This window comes from Noviluteimonas gilva (assembly GCF_009740395.1).
GTDB lineage: Bacteria > Pseudomonadota > Gammaproteobacteria > Xanthomonadales > Xanthomonadaceae > Noviluteimonas > Noviluteimonas gilva.
In genome coordinates this window covers 175967-197369 of record NZ_WOXT01000002.1, presented here as the reverse complement: position 1 = coordinate 197369, position 21403 = coordinate 175967, and the positions used below count along the sequence as shown (strand labels likewise).

At 67.2% G+C, this 21403-nt stretch carries 13 protein-coding genes; all 13 read right to left on the bottom strand.

Going from position 1 to position 21403, the window contains the following annotated elements; translation table 11 throughout:
* Positions 1-33: 33 nt before the first annotated feature.
* The 13 genes from GN331_RS07790 to GN331_RS07730 all read right to left on the bottom strand — a co-directional run bounded on the left by GN331_RS07790 (position 34) and on the right by GN331_RS07730 (position 21395).
* Positions 34-2118 (bottom strand): mechanosensitive ion channel domain-containing protein, encoded by a 2085-nt coding sequence (locus tag GN331_RS07790; protein ID WP_156641435.1) that lies wholly within the window; start codon positions 2116-2118, stop codon positions 34-36.
* Positions 2119-2298: 180 nt separating this feature from the next.
* Positions 2299-4953, bottom strand: a complete 2655-nt coding sequence (locus GN331_RS07785; protein WP_156641434.1) for a M1 family metallopeptidase — start codon at positions 4951-4953, stop codon at positions 2299-2301.
* A gap of 96 nt (positions 4954-5049) precedes the next feature.
* Positions 5050-7575, bottom strand: coding sequence for an excinuclease ABC subunit UvrA (gene uvrA, locus GN331_RS07780; protein ID WP_156641433.1), 2526 nt, complete (start codon positions 7573-7575; stop codon positions 5050-5052).
* 11 nt (positions 7576-7586) lie between these two features.
* Complete coding sequence (locus tag GN331_RS07775; protein WP_156641432.1) at positions 7587-8801, bottom strand: NAD(P)/FAD-dependent oxidoreductase; 1215 nt, start codon at positions 8799-8801, stop codon at positions 7587-7589.
* A 36-nt stretch (positions 8802-8837) separates the two neighbouring features.
* Positions 8838-10130 carry an adenylosuccinate synthase gene (locus tag GN331_RS07770; RefSeq protein ID WP_331713410.1) on the bottom strand — a complete coding sequence of 431 codons (1293 nt, stop codon included), beginning with the start codon at positions 10128-10130 and terminating at the stop codon, positions 8838-8840.
* A 128-nt stretch (positions 10131-10258) separates the two neighbouring features.
* Positions 10259-11122, bottom strand: coding sequence for a protease modulator HflC (gene hflC, locus GN331_RS07765; RefSeq protein WP_156641431.1), 864 nt, complete (start codon positions 11120-11122; stop codon positions 10259-10261).
* Positions 11119-12222 carry an FtsH protease activity modulator HflK gene (gene hflK, locus GN331_RS07760; protein WP_156641430.1) on the bottom strand — a complete coding sequence of 368 codons (1104 nt, stop codon included), beginning with the start codon at positions 12220-12222 and terminating at the stop codon, positions 11119-11121. The genes hflC and hflK overlap by 4 nt, the downstream gene beginning before the upstream one ends.
* A 140-nt stretch (positions 12223-12362) precedes the next feature.
* A complete protein-coding gene (gene hflX / locus GN331_RS07755; protein ID WP_156641429.1) occupies positions 12363-13688 on the bottom strand; it encodes a ribosome rescue GTPase HflX in 1326 nt (441 codons plus the stop codon).
* A 42-nt stretch (positions 13689-13730) separates the two neighbouring features.
* On the bottom strand, positions 13731-14012 hold the full coding sequence (gene hfq / locus GN331_RS07750) for an RNA chaperone Hfq (RefSeq protein ID WP_156641428.1): 282 nt from the start codon (positions 14010-14012) through the stop codon (positions 13731-13733).
* A 216-nt stretch (positions 14013-14228) separates the two neighbouring features.
* Complete coding sequence (miaA, locus tag GN331_RS07745) at positions 14229-15176, bottom strand: tRNA (adenosine(37)-N6)-dimethylallyltransferase MiaA (protein WP_156641427.1); 948 nt, start codon at positions 15174-15176, stop codon at positions 14229-14231.
* A 3-nt stretch (positions 15177-15179) separates the two neighbouring features.
* Positions 15180-16685 (bottom strand): sodium/proline symporter PutP, encoded by a 1506-nt coding sequence (gene putP, locus GN331_RS07740; protein ID WP_156641426.1) that lies wholly within the window; start codon positions 16683-16685, stop codon positions 15180-15182.
* A 73-nt stretch (positions 16686-16758) separates the two neighbouring features.
* Positions 16759-19272 carry a TonB-dependent receptor gene (locus tag GN331_RS07735; protein ID WP_156641425.1) on the bottom strand — a complete coding sequence of 838 codons (2514 nt, stop codon included), beginning with the start codon at positions 19270-19272 and terminating at the stop codon, positions 16759-16761.
* A gap of 95 nt (positions 19273-19367) precedes the next feature.
* On the bottom strand, positions 19368-21395 hold the full coding sequence (locus tag GN331_RS07730) for a tetratricopeptide repeat-containing sulfotransferase family protein (protein ID WP_156641424.1): 2028 nt from the start codon (positions 21393-21395) through the stop codon (positions 19368-19370).
* Between the last annotated feature and the right edge of the window lie 8 nt (positions 21396-21403).

Here is a 21403-nt window from a genome sequence, read left to right as displayed (position 1 = left end):
GGCCTCCCTCGAGACCTGCAACGATCATACGCTCTAACGCACGATCGGCGGCGGTGGTGCCATCTTGATGCCGGCGTCCGCGAACGCCCCCAGCAGCATCATGCGCAGGTCGCTCGCCACGCGCCGGCGGTCCATGCCGGGCACGAGTTCGACCCAGTAGTTCAGCGTGAAACGCAGGCCGTTGTCGGCGAAGTCCTCGAGCAACACGGTGGGCTCGGGATCGTCGACGAGCTGCCCGTGGCGTTGCGCGGCGGCGCGCATCGTCTCGACCACCGCGCGCGGCTCCGAGTCGCCATCGAGCACCACGCTCAGGGACTGACGCTGCATCCGCGTGCGATAGGTGACGTTCTTGACGTTCTCTTCCATCAGCACGGAATTGGGGATCAGCGTGTCGGCGCCGTCGGCATCGCGCACGACGGACGTGCGCAGGTCGATGTCGACCACCATGCCGCGCAGGGAACCCACTTCGATCACGTCGCCGAGGCGGAAGGGGCGTTCGACCAGCACGAGCACGCCGCTGATCAGGTTCTTGAACAGCGTCTGCATGCCGAACCCGATGCCGATCGCCACCGCGCCGCCGATGAACGCGAAGGCCGCGAGCGGAATTCCCGCGATCGCCAGGCTCGCGAGCACGCAGGCCGCCATGAGCAACGCGAGCGCCCAGCGTCGCATCAACCGCGCGCGGCCCTCGTCCAGGCCGCGTCGACGATGCAGCCAGCGCTCCCACCACGACGTGAGCTTCGCCGCGAGGAACAGGCCGATCACCAACAGCAACGGCGCCTGCACGACCTTGCCCACGGTCACGCCGCGCGGCACTTCGGTCTTGCGACCGTCGACCTCGACCGTCTGGTTGACGGTGAACAACTCGAAATTCCACGCGCGCGAGACCGCGTCGCGCACGAAGGCCCACGCCAGGCTCACGCGTTCGCGCCAACCGTAGGCGTTGGCGCGCGCGTCGAAGTCTTCGCGCATGCGCGCCACCAGGTCGATCAGGCGCGACTCGTCGAAGCGGGCGTGCTGCGCCATCTGCAGGCGTTGGTCGAACACATCGCGCAGCGCGCGTTTGTCGGCGGCATCCGGCGCGTTGGGGGCCTGCGCGATTTCGGTGGACAACGCGCCGCTGCGAGCCAAGATCTGGTCGGACATCGACGCGAGGAATTCGCGGCGGCGTTCGAGGCGCTCGACGAGCATCGGGCCGTTGCGACGCGCTTCGACGATGGCGCCCTCGTCGTGATCGCGGTAGATCCGCACCGCCATTTGCCACGCAAGTTGTTCGGTCGCCAGGTTGGTGAGTGCTTCGCGCGTCAGCTCGATGTCGATGTCGGCATTCGCGATGCGTTCCTTGAGCGTCTCCAGTTGCAGCGCGTTGACGGTCGCGCCCTTCTGCGCGAGCTCGCCGCGCGCCCGTTCGCGTTCGCGCGTCGCCGCCGCCATGCGTCGACGCAACTCGTCGCCGCGTGCGCGCAGCCGAACGTCCACGGCCGCGGCATCGCGCGAGGACACCGTCAGCGGGCGTCGGCCCGCCGAGGTCAGCGCACTGGCGATCGCGTCGCGCTGCGCCTGCGCGAACGTCTGCTGCACGCCCAGCAATCGCAACATCATGTCGACTTCGGCGGTGGCCGATTCGGTCAGGCCCGTTTCGAGTTTCGCCATCGCGATGGCGTCGGGGTCGGCGCCCGCGTCGAGGAGCGTGCGCTCGGCGGCGACCTTCTCGGTGAGTTGCGCGGCCATCGACGTGCGTTCCTGTTCCAGCAGCTCGGTCCGCCGTGCACCGCTGGCGATCTCCGCGTCGAGCCGCTGGATCTCGCGCCGCAGGTCGTCGAGCGCGAGCAGGCTTTCCGGCGGCGTGACCCGCCCCGGCTGCCCGGACAGACGCTCGACGTCGGCGATGGCGCGCACCATGTCCTGGCGGCGCTCGAGCGAGGCGAGCAACTGGCGCCGGAGGAAATCGGCGCGATCTTCGGTGATGGTGTCCGTCGACGGGTTGATCTGCGCCCGCAGGGCCTGCGCCTGCGCGGCGAGCGCGTGCGTGGACGCGGTCTGCGGCGCCTGCGCGAACGCCAGGCCCGCGCACAGCAGCGCGGGGACTACGAGCAGGCGGAGCGTCGCGGCGTTCATGACAGGGAGGGTGGGACCTCGCCAGAACGGATTGGCTATTTATCGTCGAACGCGGACCCGACCGCCACTCCGGCCGGGGGACGACACATCGCCCAAGCAAAGGCTGCGGCCGTCATCCCCCTTCCAAGGGGGATCGAGCGCGCAAAGCGCGCTCGAGGGGGATAACGCCCCGCAGACCCCTCACCCGCCGTTCTTTGCCAGCCAGGCGTCGATCTGCGCCAGGCGATCCTTGCGGATCTTCAAGCGGTACTCGATGTTCGCGATCGCCGTTTCCGTCGGGCGGCGCGAGCCGGCCGCGATGTGCTTCTCGGCGTACGAACGCAGCTTGCCGACCATCGCCGGATCCAGCGACGAGGTCGCAAGGCCCGGGTAGTAGCGGCTCTGCGAGGTCGTGTCGACGCGCTTGCCGACCGCCGCCTGGTTCTTCAACGCGAAGTCGAAGGCCATGTCCGGATGGTCCTTGGCGACGTAGGAAATCATGCTCGCGCTGTTGGTCTCGCCCGGTTCGTCGGTGAGCGCCAGGTCCAACGCACGCTGCGCGACGGCCGGGTCTTCGGCGACCGAGAGCATCGTGTACAGCTGGTCGCGCACGAGCGGCGTCTTTTCGCTCTTCGCCATCGCGTGCAACTTGTCCCACGTCGCGGCGTCGGCATGCGACGCGACGACGCCGAGGATCGTGCGACGCAGCGGCGCGGGCATCGCGTTCGGATCGGATTCGGACGCGGCGAAGCGACGGCGCGCCTCGGCGACGGTCTTCTCGTCACCCAACTGCGCGAGCGTTTCGATCAGCGTGGTGCGCAGGATCGCGACCGGGTCGGCCTCGCCCGGCTTCGCTTCCCAACCCACGCGCGCCATCACCGGCTGCAAGGTCTTGACGGCGAACTTGCGATACCGCTCCTGGCGCTGCGCGTCGCCCGCGTAATAGCGGTCGAGCGAAGCGAGGCTGTCGGCGACGTCGCCCCAGATCTGCGGGTCGGCATCGGCCGGCACGCGCATCGCAAGGTCCAGGTAATCCGACGGCGACTGCAGGCCCGCCATGCCGAGCGACCACACGTCGTTCATCATGCCGAGCTGGTCGATCGGCGCGAGCTTCGCGAAACCATCGCGCAACTGCGCGAACTGCGCCTGCGTGTACAGCGTGCGGTAGTAACCGCTCTGCCCCGCGTTGACGACGACCGGGCCGCAACCCGGCACTTCCAGCGTGCCCGAGCCACCCTGCACGAGCGTGCGCGCAGGCTGCCCGCCGACGCTCTGCGCGATCACCGGCACGCGCCAGGTGAGCGGCTGCTTGTCCGCGCGGTCCTTCGTGAACTCGCCCTGCTTGAGTTGCAGCGTGGTCTTGCCGCCCTTGCACGTCGCCGATTCCACGCGGATCAGCGGGATGCCCGGCTGCAGGGTGAAGTCGTGCGCGATGTCGACGATCGGCACGCCCGAAGCGGTCTGCACCGCATTCCAGAGGTCGTCGGACTTCGTGTTGCCGTAAGCGTGCGTCTTCATGTACGCGCGCACGCCGTCGCGCCATGCATCGCCGCCGACGTAGCCTTCGAGCATGCCGATGACGGCGCTGCCCTTCTGGTAGGTGATCGAGTCGAAGGCCTGCGCGGCCTGTTCGACGGTCTCGACTTTCTGCACGACCGGGTGCGTGGTCGCCACCGAGTCCAGGCCCATCGCCGCTTCACGCTGGCCGACCTTGCCGAGCACGGTGTTCCATTCCGGATGCAGCTTCTGCGTGGTGCGCGCGGCCATCCACGTGGCGAAGCCTTCGTTGAGCCACAGATCGTCCCACCAACTCATCGTGACCAGGTCGCCGAACCACTGGTGCGCGATTTCATGCGCGGCGATGGAGAACACGCCCTGCTTGTCGGACTGCGTGGAGATCGTCGGGTCGAGCAGCAGCGCATATTCGAACGTGTAGATCGCGCCCCAGTTTTCCATCGCGCCGAAGAACTGGCTGCGGCCCGGGGAAGCGACGTTGTCGAGCTTCGGCAGTGGATACGGCGTGGCGAAGTAATCGTTGTATTCCTTCAGCACGTCGGCCGAGGAATCCAGCGCGAACTTCGCCTGGTCCGCCACGCCGCGCTGCGTGACCACGCCGACTTCGATCGGGCCTTCCATGCGCGTCGCACGGTCGAAGTCGCCCACGCCGAAGAACAGCAGGTAGGTCGACATCTTCGGAGAAGGTTGGAACTTCACGCGCTTCAGGCCGTTGCCCAGATCCTTCGAATCGGCGATCGGCATGTTGCTGACGGCCATGTACTTCGACGGCACGTCGGCGGTCAGGTCGAACACCGCCTTGTGGTTGGGTTCGTCGAAGGACGGGATGAACTTGCGCGCATCGGAGGCTTCGAACTGCGTGTACAGCGCGCGTTGCTTGCCGTCCTTGTTTTCGTAGTCGATCGCGAACAGGCCGTTGGCCTGCGTGCCGATCTTGCCGGTGTAGTCGGTCGACAACACGTACTGGCCGGCGGGCAGCGGCGCATCGAAGGTGAAGGTCGCGGTCTGCGAAGCGGCATCCGTCGTGACCTTCGGCTTCTGCACCTTGCCGTCGCGCGGATTGAGCACCGCGTTGGCGAAGGTCATGTCGACCGCGTTGAGCACGATCTTGTCGGTGGGTTCCAGCACGTCGACGGAGATCGCGATCTTGCCGTCGAAGTTCATCTTGTCGGCATGCGGCACGACGGCGATGGTGTAGTGCGTTGGACGCACGTTGCGCGGCAACTGCGTGGTCGCGTCGGTGACGGGCGGTGCGACGTGGGGCGCGGCGGTTTGCGCCGCGGCGTCGAGAGTGGCGCCGGCCAGGGCGATCGCGATGGCGGAAACGAGAAGGCGACGCATGCGTGGATCCTTGGGATTCGGGGCCCGCCCCCTGCGGGCGGATTCCGTCGATGGTGCAGGCGCAGGCGCGCGCGCCCCACCGCCGGAAGTCATGTTTCACATGGCCTTGATCCGTAAGTGCTTGTTCGGCGCCAACGCATGCGAAAGATAAATGGCAGTTCGGCTGCGTTTGGCCTTCGCGACAGCCTCCGGCGTGCCGGTCGCGACGATGCGCCCACCCGCCTCCCCTGCCCCGGGACCGACGTCGACGACCCAGTCGGCATCGGCGACGACGCGCATCTCATGCTCGACGACGATGACGGTGTTGCCCGCATCGACGAGGCCATGCAATTGGCGCATGAGGCGATCGACGTCGGCCGGATGCAGGCCCGTCGTGGGTTCGTCGAGGACGTACAACGTGTCGCCGCGTTGGCTGCGCTGCAGTTCGGTCGCGAGCTTGATGCGTTGCGCTTCACCGCCGGAGAGTTCGGTCGCCGGTTGCCCAAGGCGCAGATAGCCCAGGCCGATGTCGTGCAACAAATGCAGCGGTCGTTGCAGCGGTGGCTCGTCTGCGAAGAACGCGAGTGCTTCGTCGACCGTCATCCCGAGGACGTCGGCGATGTTCTTCCCCTGCCATTGGATTTCGAGCGTCTTCTTGTCGTAGCGCGCGCCGTGGCACGTGGGGCACGGCACGAAGACGCTGGGCATGAAGAGCAACTCGACACTGACGAAGCCTTCGCCTTCGCAGGTCGGGCAACGACCCTTGGCGACGTTGAAGGAGAACTGGCCGGCGTCGTACTTGCGCGCTTTCGCGGCCTTCGTCGCGGCGAACAACTTGCGCACGTAATCGAACAAACCGGTGTACGTGGCCAGGTTCGAACGCGGCGTGCGGCCGATGGGCTTCTGGTCGACGTTCACGAGGCGGCGGATGGCATCGGCGCCGGATGCGATGCGCCCCGTCGTCTGTTGCACGACGGTGGGCACTTCGCTTTCTTCTTCCTCCGCTTCGGGCGCATGGCCCAGGTGCGCTGCGACCAGATCGACCAGCGCCTGGCTGACGAGACTGGATTTGCCGGAGCCCGAGATGCCCGTGACCGCGGTGAACACGCCCAACGGGAATCGCGCATCGAGCGCATGCAGGTTGTTGCGCGAAACGTGCGCGAGTTCGATCCACGCCTGCGGCGTGCGACGTTCGCGGTGCACGGGGACTGCTTCGCCGAACAGATAGCGACGCGTGTGCGAGGACTTGATGTGCGCCAAGCCTTCGGGTGGGCCGCTATAAAGAATCTGGCCACCGTGTTGGCCCGCGTCCGGGCCGACATCCACGAGCCAATCGGCGCGGCGCATCATGTCGAGGTCGTGTTCGACGACGAAGATCGTGTTGCCGGCCGCGCGTAATTGGTCGAGCGCTTTGTGCAGGGCTTCGCTGTCCGCCGGATGCAGGCCCGCCGACGGTTCGTCGAGCACGTACACGACGCCGAACAGATGCGAACGGATCTGCGTCGCGAGCCGCAGGCGTTGCAACTCGCCGGGCGACAAGGTCGGCGTGGTGCGATCCATCGCGAGATACCCCAGGCCGAGCGCCTGCAGCGTGCCGATGCGATCGACCAAATCTTCGGCGAGCCGCTGCGCCGCGATGCGCTTTTCTTCGGACAGGCGCGCCGCGCCTTTCACGGCGGGGCGCAGGACCTCGGCCATGCGATCGAGCGACAGCGCAGTGAGCTCGGCGATGTCGAGTCCTGCGAACTTCACCGACAAGGCTTCACGCTTGAGACGCTTTCCTTCGCAAAGCGGACACACGCTTCCGACCATGAAGCGCGCGACGCGCTTCTTCATCGTCGCACTCTGCGTGGTCGCGAAGGTGTGCCGCACGTACTTGCGCGCGCCCATGAAGGTGCCCATGTACGCGGGCTCCTGCTTGCTGCGCACGGCGGCGCGCGTTTCCTTCGGCGTGAAGCCGGGATATACCGGCGCGACCGGTTGTTCCTCGGTGAAGAGGATCCAGTCGCGGTCCTTCTTCGGCAGATCGCGCCACGGAATGTCGACGTCGTAGCCGAGCGTGACCAGGATGTCGCGCAGGTTCTGTCCATGCCACGCGGGCGGCCACGCGGCGATCGCCTTCTCGCGAATGGTGAGCGAGGGATCGGGGACCATCGACGCTTCGGTCACCGCATACACATTGCCGAGCCCGTGGCACTCGGGACACGCACCCTGCGCGGTGTTGGGCGAGAAATCCTCCGCGTACAACATCGCCTGCTTCGCCGGATAGTCGCCGGCGCGCGAATACAGCATGCGCACGAGGCTCGACAGCGTGGTTACGCTGCCGACCGACGACCGCACGCTCGGCGTGCCGCGCTGTTGCTGCAACGCGACCGCGGGCGGCAGCCCTTCGATGCTGTCGACATCGGGAATGCCGACCTGATCGATCAGGCGACGCGCGTAAGGATTGACCGACTCGAAATAACGCCGCTGCGCCTCGGCGTAGAGTGTGCCGAAAGCGAGCGAAGATTTGCCCGAGCCCGAGACGCCGGAGAACACGACGAGCGCGTCGCGCGGCACGTCGACGTCGATGTCCTTGAGGTTGTGTTCGCGTGCGCCGCGGACGCGGACGAAGTCTTCGGGGGTGCGCTTGCGTGAGCCCATGCGAGAAGAGCCTAGCCCAACCGCTCAAACCCGAACAACCGCTTCAACGGATGCGCACGCCGCTCCACATGCGCACGCAGCAACGCACCGCCCAACACCGAATACGTGATGCCATTGCCCCCATACGCCATCGCGAACTGCACCCGCGGCCCCAACGCTTCATGCGGCCCGAAGAACGGCAACCCATCCTTCGTTTCCGCGAACGTGCCGGCCCACGCGAACGCGGGCACGAGCGTCGGCAGTTGCGGCATCGCCTTCGCCACGTTTTTCACCAGCGTGCGCGCCTTCGAATTGACGCGGCGGTCGCGGCGCGCGGGGATGTCGATGCGATCGTCTTCGCCGCCGACGAGCAGGCGGCCGTCCTCGGTGCTGCGCATGTAGAGGTAGGGGCGCGCGGTTTCCCAGACGAGGGTGTCGGCGATGGCGCCCAGCCCGCCGTCGTCGAGTGGATCGCTGATGAAAGCGTAGCTGCTGCGGTTGGTCGCGACGCGTTGCGGGATCCATTGCTGCGCGGCGTAGCCGGCGGCGACGATGACGTGGTCGGCGGTGATGCGCGTGCCGTTCGCGATTTCCAGCACTACGCGGCGCGAAGTCGGGTGGAGTTTGACCACCGACGTGCGGTCGTGGATCGCGACGCCCTGGGCCGCGAGTCGTTGCAGCAGGCGCGAGGCCATGCGGTAGGGATCCACGCGCGCGGAGTTTCCGCTCAGCAGCGCGCCCGGTGCGTCGATGCCGTAGTCGGAGTGCAACTGCGCTTCCGAGAGCCAGTCCACGTCGATGCCGATGCGGCGCCGTGCTTCCAGTTCCTCGCGCAGGTGCCGCACGTGCCGGCCTTTGCTCGCGTAATACAGCGACTTGGTGCGCGCGAACCCCACGTCGCGCACTTCGCGCGCGATGTGCGTCACTTCGTCGACGGCTTGCACGCATGCGCCGTACGCAAGCGCGGCGTCGTCTTCACCGTAGCGTTTCGTCAACTCGGTGAGGTGGGTGTCGATTTCGTACTGCAGCAACGCCGTGCTCGCGGCCGTGCTGCCCCAGGCCACGTCGCGGTGTTCGACGATGCAGGTGTCGTAACCGTTGGCGGCGAACACGCGTGCGATCAGCGCGCCGGTGATGCCCGCGCCGATGATCGCGACGTCGCAGCGCAGGTCGCGCTGCAACGCGGGGAATGTCGCCATGAGGCCGTTCTTCACGGCCCAGTAGGGATAACCCGATTTGAGATCCATCGGCCGAGCCTGCGGGCCCGGCCGTGAGGACGACGCTTACGCGAAGGGATCGCGCAGGATCATCGTGTGGTCGCGGTCCGGACCGGTCGACACGATCGCCAGCGGGCAGCCGGCGAGTTCCTCGAGCGCACGCAGGTACGCGCGGGCGGCGGCGGGGAGCTTCTCCCACTCGGTGACACCGTGGGTGTTCTCGTCCCAACCGGGGAATTCGAGATACACGGGCGTGCATTCTTCCCAGCCCGCTGCGTCGAGCGGCGCGTATTCGGTGCGCTTGCCGCGGTATTCGTACGCGATGCAGATCTTCAGCTTCTCCATCCCGTCGAGCACGTCGAGCTTGGTGATGCACAGGCCGGTGATGCCGTTGATCGCCACCGCGCGCTTGAGCGCGACGATGTCCATCCAGCCGCAACGACGCGGGCGGCCGGTGGTGGCGCCGTATTCCTGGCCACGGTCGCGGATGCCCTGGCCGACGTCGTCGTCGAGTTCGGTAGGGAACGGGCCGCCGCCCACGCGCGTGGCGTAGGCCTTCGCGATGCCGAGAACGTAATCGATCGCGTCGGCGCCGACACCCGCGCCCGCAAGCGCGCCGCCGACGGTGGTGTTGGACGAGGTGACGTACGGATACGTGCCGTGGTCGATGTCCAGCAGCGAGCCCTGCGCGCCTTCGAACAGCACGCGCTTGCCCTGCTTGCGCAGCTCGTGGCACGTGCCGGCGACGTCGGATTTCATCGGTTCGATGTATTGACCGAAGGCGAGCGCTTCGTCGAGCGTCTTCTGGAAGTCGATCGCCTCGACCTTGAAGTAATTCGTCAGCACGAAGTTGTGATAGTCGAGCGTCTCGCGCAGCTTTTCGGCGAGTTCCTTCGGATAGCTCAGGTCGGCCACGCGGATACCGCGGCGCGCGACCTTGTCTTCATACGCAGGGCCGATGCCGCGGCCGGTGGTGCCGATGGCCTTGCCGCCGGCGGCCTTCTCGCGCGCCTGATCCAGCGCGATGTGGTACGGCATGATGATCGGCGTGGCCGGGCTGATCTTCAGGCGCGAACGCACGTCGACGCCGGTGGCTTCGAGTTCGTCGATTTCCTTGCGCAGCGCGCCGGGGTGCAGTACCACGCCGTTGCCGATCAGGCACAGCGCGTCGGGGCGCAGGATGCCCGAGGGAATCAGGTGCAGGACGGTCTTCTTGCCGTTGATGACCAGCGTGTGGCCGGCGTTGTGGCCGCCCTGGAAGCGCACGACGGCGCCGATTTCCTCGGTGAGCAGGTCGACGATCTTGCCCTTGCCTTCATCGCCCCACTGGGCCCCGAGTACGACAACTGACTGGCCCACGGCTTCGCTCCTGGTTTTGCGGCATGTCTAGACACGGAAAAAGCCGGAGGGCTTTGGGGGCCCGTCCGGCTTTTGTGGATTATCCGGGATTCGGCGGCTCGCCGGAACCCCGGATTTGTGAAGACGACTCAGCGGTCGTCTTTCATGTACTGCAGGAACGGGTCGTCCTTGTCGAGCGCGATCACCGTCGAGCCATCCCGGAAGGTGGCGCGATAGGCCTCCAGGCTGCGCTGGAAGGCGAAGAAGCCCGGATCGCGGTTGGCGGCCACGGCGTAGAGGCGGGCGGCCTCGGCGTCGCCTTCACCGCGGAGCTTCTGCGCGTCGCGCTCGGCGTCGGCCACGATCACCACCTGGTCGCGATCGGCATTGGCGCGGATCTGGCGCGCCTGCTCCTCGCCCTCGGCGCGCAGGCGGCTGGCGACCTGCTGTCGCTGGGCGCGCATGCGGCTGTAGACGTTGCCGATGACTTCGCTGTCGGTGGGCAGGTCGATCTGCTTGATGCGCAGGTCGACGATGCGCACGCCAAGCGAGGCGGCACCGCGGTTGATGGCGGCGAGCTGGTGCCCGACGATCTGCGCGCGGTCGCCGGAAACCACCTGCGACAGCGTGCGCGCGTTGATTTCGTTGCGCAGCGAGTCGCGGATGATCGGCGCAAGACGCAGCACGGCGGTTTGCTCGTCGCCGTTGGTCGAGCGGTAGAACGTGCGCAAATCCTCGATGCGGCCGATCGCGAAGAAGTCGACGCTGATGTCCTTCTTCTCGGCGGTGAGGTAACGCTCCGGGTCGGAGTCGTACACGGTGAGGCGGCGGTCGAAGACGAGCTTGGATTCGACCAGCGGCCACTTGAAATGCAGGCCAGGGCCGATATCGGTGCGCACGACGCGGCCGAGGTTCAGCACGATCGCGCCCTCGCCTTCGCGCACGGTGAACACCGAACCAAGCAACGCCAGCAGCGCGGCGACGGCCAGCGGGATCCAGATCTGAAACCTCATCGCGATTCCTCCTCGCGGCCGGTGCGGGGATTACGCGTCGGGCGGCCTTCGGCGCCGAGCGTTTCGGACGTCGGTGCCACCGATTCGACCGGCACGACCGGCGGCGTGGACGCCACCGAACCGGCGGGCGCGTTCTGCGCACCCAGCGGGACATACAGCAACTGGCGGCCGTCGCCCACGATCTTGCGGTTGCGGGTGAACACGTCCTGCAGCGTTTCCAGCCACAGGCGCTTGCGCGTCACGTCGGGCGCGCCCTTGTACTGGTCGACGAGCAGCGAGAAGCGCTCGGCGTCACCGGTGGCGCGCGCGATGATCGCGGTGCGATAGCCCTGCGCGCCGGTGCGGATCTGCGCCGCCTGGCCGCGCGCTTCGGGCACGACCTTCGCCGCGTACGCGAGCGATTCGCTGATCGTCTTTTCCTTTTCCTGCTGCGCGCTGTTGACGTCGTCGAACGCGGGCTTCACTTCATCCGGCGGACGCGCGTTGGGCAGGTTGAGTTCCGAGACGACCAGGCCGGTCTTGTACGCATCGAGCGAGGCCTGCAGGCGCTGCTTGGCCGTCACCGACAAGGCGCTGCGCGCGCCGAGCACGGTGTCGAGCGTGGAGCGGCCGACCTGTTCGCGCACGGTGCTGAGCGCGGCCTGTTCGAGCACGCGACCGGCGTCGCGGCTGCTGAACAGGTACTGCTGCGGATCGGCGACGCTGTACTGCACGTTGATCTCCACGCGCACGATGTTCTCGTCGCGCGTGAGCACCGGCACGGTCTCGTTGAACGTCCGGATCTGCGTGGCCTCGACCTTGGTGACGCGTTCGATCGGCCAGGGCCACTTGAAGTGCGGGCCGGGCTGCAGCACGCGGGCGAACTGGCCGAAGCGCAGCACGACGCCGCGCTGCTGTTCGGTCACCAGCACGAAGGTGTTGAAGGCGAGCCACAGGACGAGCAGCACGGCGATCCAGCGGCCGATGCTGCCGCCGTTGCCCCCGAAGAGGCCGCGCAGGGGTTCGAGGTAGCGGTCGAAACCGCCGCCGCCACCGCGCCGTTGCTGCCAGGGGTTGCGGCCGTCCTTGTTCGACGAACCGCCGGGGGTATTCCAGGCCATGCACGCTCCTGTGGGCCGCGGGGCAACTCCCCCGCCGGAGGCTGGCGCGATCGGGCGCGCACGAACCGGCCGATTCTAAACCGGAGATCCCCAACAGGAGGGGCGACCCCGAAACCGGCCGGCATCAAAACCAGCAAGGACTACGTTGGGGCCGACGCGCCCTCAGGCAAGAGCGGCCGTAACGGCTCGCCGTAGGCGTGGGCCACGATGCGCGCCGCGTCGGCCTCGGCCAGGTCCAGGCTGAGGGTCCAGCCGTGCTCGTCGTGGTGCTCGGCGAGCACCGCACCCAGCTCGTGCAGCCGCGCGCGCAGGCGCCCGGCGCCCGGGGGCAGCTGCACTTCGCCGGAGACGCGGCGCAATCCGAGGCGCGCGCCGAGGGCATCGCGCAGCAGGTCCAGGCCATCGCGGTCGCGCGCGGAGAGCCACACACGTTCGCGCGCGGCCTGGGGATGGACGTGATCGTGGCCGTCGGTCGGCAGGTCGTGGCGCGCTTCAGCGCCATCGATGCGATCGATCTTGTTGTAGACGAGCAACTGCGGGATGTCGCCCGCACCGATTTCTTCGAGGACCTCGTCGACTTGCGCGATGCGCTCTTCGCGCAACGGATCGGCGGCGTCGATCACGTGCAGCAGCAGATCGGCTTCGCGCGCTTCGGCGAGGGTCGAACGGAATGCAGCGACGAGTTCATGCGGCAGATCGCGCACGAAGCCGACGGTGTCGGCGAGCACGACCGAACCACCGGGCAGCGCAATGCGGCGCACGGTGGGATCGAGCGTGGCGAACAACAGATCCGCCGCGTACGCATCGGCGCCGGTGAGTGCGTTGAACAGCGTCGACTTGCCTGCGTTGGTGTAACCCACGAGGGCAACGCGCGGCAGCTCGCTGCGCACGCGTGCGCGCCGCATCTGCGTGCGCTGCACTTCGACTTTTTCCAGGCGACGCTGCAATTGTTCGACGCGCTTCTGCAGCAGTCGACGGTCGGTTTCCAACTGCGTTTCGCCGGGACCGCGCAAACCGATCGCACCGCCGCGCTGGCGTTCCAGGTGGGTCCACCCGCGCACCAGGCGCGTGGCCATGTGGCGCAACTGCGCGAGTTCGACCTGCAGCTTGCCTTCGTGGCTGCGCGCGCGTTGCGCGAAGATGTCGAGGATCAGGCCGGTGCGATCGACGACGCGCCGCTCCAGCGCCTTCTCGAGATTGCGTTCCTGCACGGGGCTCAGCGGATGGTTGACGAGCACGAGGTCGGCGCCGGTCGCATCGGCGGCGGCCTTCACTTCCTCGAGCTTGCCGCTGCCGATGAGCGTGGCGGGATTGGGCCGATCGATGCGCGCGGTCATCAGGTGCGCAACTTTGGCGCCGGCCGAGCGCGCCAGGTCGGCGAACTCTTCCACGGCGCCATCGTCGAGGCCCCCACGATGCGGCTGGATCAGCAGGGCGGTCTCGCCCTTCTTGCTACGTTCGAACATGCAGGGGTTTTACACCACACCGCGCGAAAAGCACGGGAGTGCTTACTGTTCCTCGTCCGTGCCGACTTCTTCGGTGCTGCCGTCGGCCGCCTGCACGTAGCCGCCGCCCGGGCCCACGCGCACGTTGCGCGCCGGCACGACGGTGGAGATCGCGTGCTTGTAGACCATCTGGCTGACGGTGTTGCGCAACAGGACGACGAATTGGTCGAAGGACTCGATCGTGCCCTGGAGCTTGATGCCGTTGACCAGGTAGATGGAGACCGGGACGCGTTCGCGGCGCAGCGCGTTCAGGAAAGGATCCTGCAAAGATTGGCCCTTGGACATGGGTGTTCCCCCAATTGTTGTTGTGTGTGCCGAACGCGGCAGGCCACCGCGCATCGCCCGACCCGCACTCCCCGCGGCGGCGACAGGCTGAATCGTACACGGCCCGCCGGTGCCGGCGCGCATGACGGAGGTCCCGGTTGTGGGTTCTGCCGGGGCGTTATCCCCCTCGAGCGCGCTTTGCGCGCTCGATCCCCCTTGGAAGGGGGATGGGAGCCGTCAGGAGAGGAACGTCTGCGCGAGTCGGCGCAGGTCGCTTGCGTCCGTCGCGGGATCGCGCCACACGGCGTCCAGCTCGCCGCGCAACCACGTCCATTGGCGCTTCGCGAGCTGGCGCGTGGCGGCGATCGCGCGCTCGCGAAATGCGGCCGCGTCGCCCTGCCCTTCAAGAAACTCCCACGCCTGCCGATAGCCGACGGCGCGGATCGCGGGTAGGTCCAGCGGCGCGGGATGGCGCTGGAGTTCGGGAAGCGCGCGCAGGCGACGGACTTCGTCGAGGAAACCTGCGTCGAGCATCGCGTCGAACCGGCGCGCGATGCGCTCGTGCAGCACCGCGCGCTCGCGCGGCGCGAGCACGAGCTTGAACACGCGCACGGGCGGGCGGTGGCGCGCATGCATGCGCTGCCATTCGGAAATCGGGCGTCCACTGGCGCGATACACCTCCAGCGCGCGCTGGATGCGTTGCGGATCGGTGGCGTGGATGCGGCGCGCGGCGTCGGGATCGACTTGCGCGAGCGACGCGTGCATCGCGGGCCAGCCGCGCTGCGCCGCTTCTTCCGCGATCTGCGCGCGCAACGCCGGATCGGCATCGGGCATCGGCGCCAGGCCGTGCAACAGCGCGTGGAAGTACAGGCCGGTGCCGCCGGCGAGGATCGGTGTCTTGCCGCGCGCGAGGATGTCGTCGATTGCGATACGCGCATCGCGCGCGAACTCGGCCGCCGAATACGTCTCCCACGGATCGCGCACATCGATCAGGTGATGCGCGACCTGCGCGCGTTCTTCAGGCGACGGCTTGGCGGCGCCGATGTCGAGGCCGCGATAGACCAGCGCCGAATCCACGCTGACGATCTCGCCGTCGAACCGCGCCGCGCATTCCAGCGCGAACGCGGTCTTGCCCGATGCCGTCGGCCCCGCGATGGCGAGCGCGCGCGGGCGGCGGTCCTCCATCGCTCAGTAGCCGTTCTCGGCAAGCGCGGCATGCACCTGCGCGTGCGTGGCTTGCACCGACTCCACCGGCACGCGGTCGAGCAGGCTCGCGAGCACGATCGCGACCGCTGCGGCGGCGAAGCCCGGCACCATTTCGTACAGCGCGCTGCCGTACTGATCCACCGCGATCTGCTTCCACAGGATGACCGTGAGCGCACCGACGACCATGCCCGCGAGCGCGCCGTTGCGCGTCATGCGCGACCAGAACAGCGAGAACAACACGACCGGCCCGAACGCCGCGCCGAAGCCCGCCCACGCATAGCTCACCAAACCGAGCACGCGCGATTCGGGATCGCGCGCGATCCAGATCGACAGCAGCGACACCGCGAGCACCATCGCGCGGCCGAACCACACCAGCTCGCGCTGCGAGGCCTTCGGCCGCAGGAACCCCTTGTAGAAGTCTTCGGTCAGCGCACTCGAACACACGAGCAACTGGCACGACAGCGTGCTCATGATCGCCGCGAGGATCGCCGACAACAGCACGCCCGCGATCCACGGATTGAACAGCAGGTTCGACAGCACGATGAACACGCGTTCGGGATTGGCCTTCACCGCCTCGCCGCCCGGATGCGCGGCGAAGTACGCGATGCCGAAGAAACCCACCGCCATCGCGCCGAACAGGCACAGGATCATCCACGTCATGCCGATGCGGCGCGCCTTCGGGATCGAACGCAAATCGTCGGCCGCCATGAAGCGCGCCAGGATGTGCGGCTGCCCGAAATACCCAAGGCCCCACGCCAGCAGCGACACGATGCCGACGACGCCGAGCGCGCCGCCCTTGAAGGGATCGAGCTTCGCCGGGTCGATGGAGCGAATCAGCATCATGCTTTCATCGAAGCCGCCCGTACCGATGATCACCACCACCGGCGTGAGCACCAGCGCGAAGATCATCAGCGAAGCTTGCACCGTGTCGGTCCAACTCACCGCGAGGAACCCACCGACCAGCGTGTAGAGGATCGTCGCCGCCGCGCCCCACCACAGGGCTTGCGCATACGGCACGCCGAACACGCTTTCGAACAGGCGTGCACCGGCCACGATGCCGCTCGCGCAATACACGGCGAAGAACACGAGGATCACCAGCGCCGACAGAACGCGCAGGATCCGCGAGCGATCGTCGAAGCGATGGGTGAAGTAATCGGGCAGCGTAAGCGCGTTCTTCGTGCGCTCGGTGTACACGCGCAGGGGACCTGCAACGAACTTCCAGTTGGCCCACGCGCCGAGGATCAGGCCGACGGCGATCCAGCCTTCCGACAAGCCGCCCAGGAACAACGCACCCGGTAAACCGAGGAGCAACCAACCGCTCATGTCGGACGCGCCGGCCGACAACGCGGTGACGTAGCTGCCCAGCGAACGCCCGCCGAGGATGTAGTCGTCGAAACTCTTGGTCGAACGCCAGGCAATCACGCCGATGGCGACCATCGCGAGCAAGTAGATGGCGAAGGTGACGACGAGCGGTGTGCTGGCGGTCATGCGGGGCTCCCCTGTGGTGGGGGGAGTGTAGCCGGAGCCCCGCCAGCCTGGCTGGCGGGGACCGGATTCAACTTTAGAAATCGCGCGACCAACGCACGCCGAACGTCCTCGGCGGCGTACTCACGGTGTACGGCTGTGCGCCGCAGACCGCGATGTTGCACTCGGCGAAGTGCGTCAGGTCACCCAGTTCGTTCGTCACGTTCCGGATGAAGAAGTCCAGCTTCCACGACCCGCGCTGGAAGCCCGTCGACACATCGAGTGTCGTGTACGCGTCCAGGTGCTGGTACGGAGTGAAGCTGAAATCGGTGCCCACCACGCCGCGTTCGAGATCGCGCAGATCCTGCGTGCGATCGCCCACGTGGAAGAGCGCACCCTGCGCGTAGGCTTCGTACTCGCCGACATCCCACGAGTAACGACCCGTGAGGTTGCCCTTGAAGCGCGGCGTGATCGGCAAGCGATCGCCCTTCACCGCCTGCGGGCCGATGTCGTTGATCTCGCCCGTCGACGGATTGAACGAACCCGGCGGACAGACGCTGATCGGGTTGCCCGCGAGATCGCCGTAACCGCAGTAGTCCTCCGACAACGTCGCGTCGTAGAACGCCACGCCGCCGGTGAGCATGAAGTTGTAGGTCACCGCCCACTGCAGTTCCATTTCCAGGCCGTCGATCTGCGCGGCACCCGCATTGCGGATTTCCGTCAGGCCGTTCGCGCCCAGGTAGGAGAACTGGAAGTCGTCCCAATTCTGGTGGAACAGCGCGCCGTTCCAGGCCAGGCGCTTGTCCAGCCACATCGTCTTCCAGCCGAACTCGTAGTTCTTCAGGTAATCCGAGACGTACGGCGGCACCGTGCCACGACGATTGATACCGCCGGGTCGATAACCTTCCGAATACGTCGCGTACAGCAACTTGGAGTCGCTCAGGTCCCAGGTCACGTTGAGGCGGCCGAGCGAACCGGACTCGCGCACTTCGCGGTCGTTGACCAGGCAGGGCGCGTTTTCGTACGGAATCCACGCCGAGCGGTCATCGCCGTATTGCGCGAAGCACGCGCCTTCACCGTACGGCGGATCGCCGCCCGACGAATAGCCGATGCCGAACCCGTAATAGCCCTTCAGGCTGTTGCGTGCGCGGAACCAGCGGCCACCGGCGGTGACGTGCCAGGCATCGGTGATGTCGAAGGTGAGTTCGCCGAACACCGCTTCGTCCTGGTCTTCGCGATCCTGCTCGGTCAACCAGATCGTGTCTTCCCAGCCGCCGACGGACAGCACGGTCGCGAGGCCGTCGATCCTGTAGCGCTGTTCGATGTCGTGCTTGTGCTGCTGCCAGAACAGACCGCCGACGAAGCGCAGGCGATTGTCCGCCGGCGATGCGACGCGCAGCTCGTGGCTGGTCATGCGATAGGCATCCTTCGCCTGGATGTACTGCGAAGGATTCACCAGCGCGCCGTCGTCGTCGTAGAAGTACGCGCCGTAACCACGCAGCGTGTCGTACCAGAAGCCGTAGTCGCTGTAGTCGGCTTCCGATTCGACGTTGCGGTTGAGGTGGCCGAAAGCGTACGTGATGTCGAAGTTGCCGATCTTGCCCTGCACCGTCAGCGCGGCCTGGTTCCAGGTGTCGCGCGAGGATTCGGGATAGGCGTGGTTGACTTCGAACTCGCCGACGCTCGGATCCCAACCGGTGCTGCCCGTCGCGGTCTGCCGCTGGCCCATGATCATCGGCGTCACCGACCATTCGTCGGTGATGTCCCACTTCAGCGCGACGCGCGCGCCGGTGGCGTTGGCTTCGTTGTAGTTGGCGTCGGCGAGCAGGTCGTTGTTCTGCACGATCCCCGAAGTCGGGAACACGCGCGTGCCCGGCCGGTTGTCGACATAGCCGGCATCGTGGCGGTTCCAGCCCACGACGCGGATCGCCGCGTTGCTTGCGATCGGCACGTTGACCATGCCTTCGAGCACGTGGCCGATGCCGCCGTCCTCGACCACGTTGAGCTCGGCCGCCGCGCTCGCCGCGAAGCCCGATGCATCCGGCTTGTTCGTGATGATGCGCAGCGTGCCCGACTGCGAGCTCGCGCCGTACAGCGTGCCCTGCGGACCGGCGAGCGCTTCGACGCGCGCGATGTCGTACATGTGCACGTCGAGCGCGCCGGTGATCGTGGTGATCGGCTGTTCGTCGAGGTAAACGCCGACGCTGGGCTGCGAACCGGAATGGTTGCCGTCGCCGCCGCTGGCCACGCCGCGCATGTACACCTGCAGGAAGCCCGGGCCAGAGAACACGCCGCCGCCGGCCGTGCCGAAGGTGACGCTGGGCAGCAGCTTCACGTAATCCTGGAAGTTCGAAACCTGGTGCTGCTCGAGCGTTTCGCTGCTGATCGCCTGGATGCTGATCGGCACCTTCTGCAAATCTTCCGCGCGCTTCTGCGCGGTGACGGTCACCGTCTCGAGCGTTGCGGTGCGCGATTGACCTTGCGCAGCCTGATCGGCCGCCTGTCTTGCGGCGTCGGCGGCCTGGCTTGCCGCCTGCTGCGAGGCCTGCTCGGTCTGCTGTGCCTCCTGCGCGAACGCGACACCTGCCTGGCAACCGATGATCACCGCCATGGCGAGCGCGTGCCTCGCAAGCGGCCGCCGCGCGGACACGCGACGTGTGTTTGAAATTCCCATTTTCCCCTTCCCTCCCTTTGTTGTGAACAAACTCAGTCGAGCAGGCGCGGCGGCACCGACGGATACGCCGCCAGCACCGGCCCCAAGGCTTCCTCCAGCGGGGCCAACCAAGGCGCGTAATGACGCCACTGGTCCAGGCCTTCGCGGTAGATCGGTTGGCGCACCTGTTCCGAACTCGCCGTCCGCACCGGACGGTCGTTCTCGAAGAAGCGCAGGCACGCGGGATCGAACGGCAGGCCGCAGTAATCGAGCAGGCGACGCACTTCCTGCTCGGTGTCCTCGACCATCGTTTCGTAATGCACGCGATGCACCCGGCCGGGCAGCACCGCGTCGAAATGCGCCATCAACGCAACGTAATCGCGGTAATAAAGGCCGATGTCTTCCAGCCGGAAGCTGAAATCCTGCCCGCGCGCGAACTGTTGCTTGAACAACGAGAACCCGCAGGCGAGCGGATGGCGCCGCGCGTCGATGATCCGCGCGTTCGGCAAGGCCAGGTGGATCAGGCCGACGTGCTGGAAGTTGTTCGGCATCTTGTCGATGAACAACGGCGCGCCGGCCTTGCGATGGATGCGCGTGCGCTCGAGGTATTCCTCGCCGATGGCGCGGAATTCGTCGAGGTCCAGCGTGGGCAGAACGTCGTGGTAATGGCGCGCCCCCACCGCTTCGCCGCGACGACGCAATTCCTTCGTCATCGACAACAGGTCGGGCAACTCCATCGTCCCTTCGACATCGGGATGGCTGGAGAGGATTTGTTCGACCAGCGTCGAACCGGCGCGCGGCATGCCGACGATGAAGATCGGGTCGCGCGCATCGCTGCCGCTGCCATCGCGTTGCGCGAAGAACTCCGGCGTGTACGTCGCGATCGCCTTGCGCACGCGCGCGGTGTTGTCCGCGGGCACCCACGGGATGATGGCGACGCGCTGCGTGTTGCCGCGACGATAGTGTTCGAAGGACGCGGCGTATTCACCCGCGTCCTCCAACGCCTTGCCGAGCGCGAAATCCAGGTGCAGGCGGTCGTCGGGCGCGAGTTCGCTGCGCGCGAGTTGCGCGCGGATCGTCGCGAGATCTTCGGGCGTGAAGCGGAAAGTCTTGAGGTTGGCCAGGCTCCACCACGCATCGCCGAAGCGCGGTTCCAGGCGCGCGGCTTCGCGATAGGCCTCGATGGCCCGCGCGGTGTTGCCCGCAGTCTTCAACGCGTGACCGTAACTCAGCCACAAGCGCGCCTGGTGCGGGTATTCGCGCACGAGGGCTTCGTACACCGGAATGGCGGCGTCGTAATCGCCGGTGCGGCACAGGACGACCGCGCGCAGGTTTCGGTAGCCGGCGTTCGCGGGATCCTTGGCGAGCAGCGCGTCGACTTCGGCGAGCGACTCGACCGGCTTGTTCGCACGATGCAACACCATCGCGTAGTGATGGCGCGCCGCGTCGAAACCCGGCACGAGTTCCAGGCAGCGCGCGAGCAGCGATTCGGCTTCGTCGATGCGGCCCATGCGTGCCTGCGTCTCGGCGAGCATGCGCAGCGCCGGGGCGTCGGTGGGCGAGGCGCGCAGGTGATCGCGCAGCAGCGCTTCGGCGTCGGGAATGCGATTGGCCTGCAACGCGGCGGCGGCCTGCATCAACTTCGGCTCGCGCACCGAATGCACGAGGTGCGTGGCGTAGGCTTCTTCGGCGCCGGCGAGATCGCCGATCGCGGACAGGTGGTCGCCGAGCGCGAGCCACGCGCGCGGCAATTCCGGCTTCAGCGCGACCGCGCGACGCAACGCGGCGACCGCATCGTCGCCGCGGCCGCCACGGCCGAGCGCGATGCCGAGTTCGAGTTGCACGGCCGGCGACTTGGGTTGCTCGCGCGCCAGGGGTTCGAGGATGCGCGCGGCACCTTCGGCATCGCCGCAGGCATTGCGCGAAGCACCGAGCAACAGCAGCGCGACCGGATGGCCATCGACGACCCGCAGGATTTCCGCCGCCTGCCGGCCGGCGAGCGCCGGATCCGTCGACAGCAATCGCGAAGCGTGGGCCAGCGCGGCTTCGACCGAAGCCGTCGGCTCGTGCGCGTGTGTCATCCGTCGAC

Coding starts and splice junctions, on each gene's coding strand:
- GN331_RS07790 (WP_156641435.1), bottom strand. CDS start 2,118: ATGAACGCCGCGACGCTCCGCCTGCTCGTAGTCCCCGCGCTGCTGTGC.
- GN331_RS07785 (WP_156641434.1), bottom strand. CDS start 4,953: ATGCGTCGCCTTCTCGTTTCCGCCATCGCGATCGCCCTGGCCGGCGCC.
- uvrA (WP_156641433.1), bottom strand. CDS start 7,575: ATGGGCTCACGCAAGCGCACCCCCGAAGACTTCGTCCGCGTCCGCGGC.
- GN331_RS07775 (WP_156641432.1), bottom strand. CDS start 8,801: ATGGATCTCAAATCGGGTTATCCCTACTGGGCCGTGAAGAACGGCCTC.
- hflC (WP_156641431.1), bottom strand. CDS start 11,122: ATGAGGTTTCAGATCTGGATCCCGCTGGCCGTCGCCGCGCTGCTGGCG.
- hflK (WP_156641430.1), bottom strand. CDS start 12,222: ATGGCCTGGAATACCCCCGGCGGTTCGTCGAACAAGGACGGCCGCAAC.
- hflX (WP_156641429.1), bottom strand. CDS start 13,688: ATGTTCGAACGTAGCAAGAAGGGCGAGACCGCCCTGCTGATCCAGCCG.
- hfq (WP_156641428.1), bottom strand. CDS start 14,012: ATGTCCAAGGGCCAATCTTTGCAGGATCCTTTCCTGAACGCGCTGCGC.
- miaA (WP_156641427.1), bottom strand. CDS start 15,176: ATGGAGGACCGCCGCCCGCGCGCGCTCGCCATCGCGGGGCCGACGGCA.
- putP (WP_156641426.1), bottom strand. CDS start 16,685: ATGACCGCCAGCACACCGCTCGTCGTCACCTTCGCCATCTACTTGCTC.
- GN331_RS07735 (WP_156641425.1), bottom strand. CDS start 19,272: ATGGCGGTGATCATCGGTTGCCAGGCAGGTGTCGCGTTCGCGCAGGAG.
- GN331_RS07730 (WP_156641424.1), bottom strand. CDS start 21,395: ATGACACACGCGCACGAGCCGACGGCTTCGGTCGAAGCCGCGCTGGCC.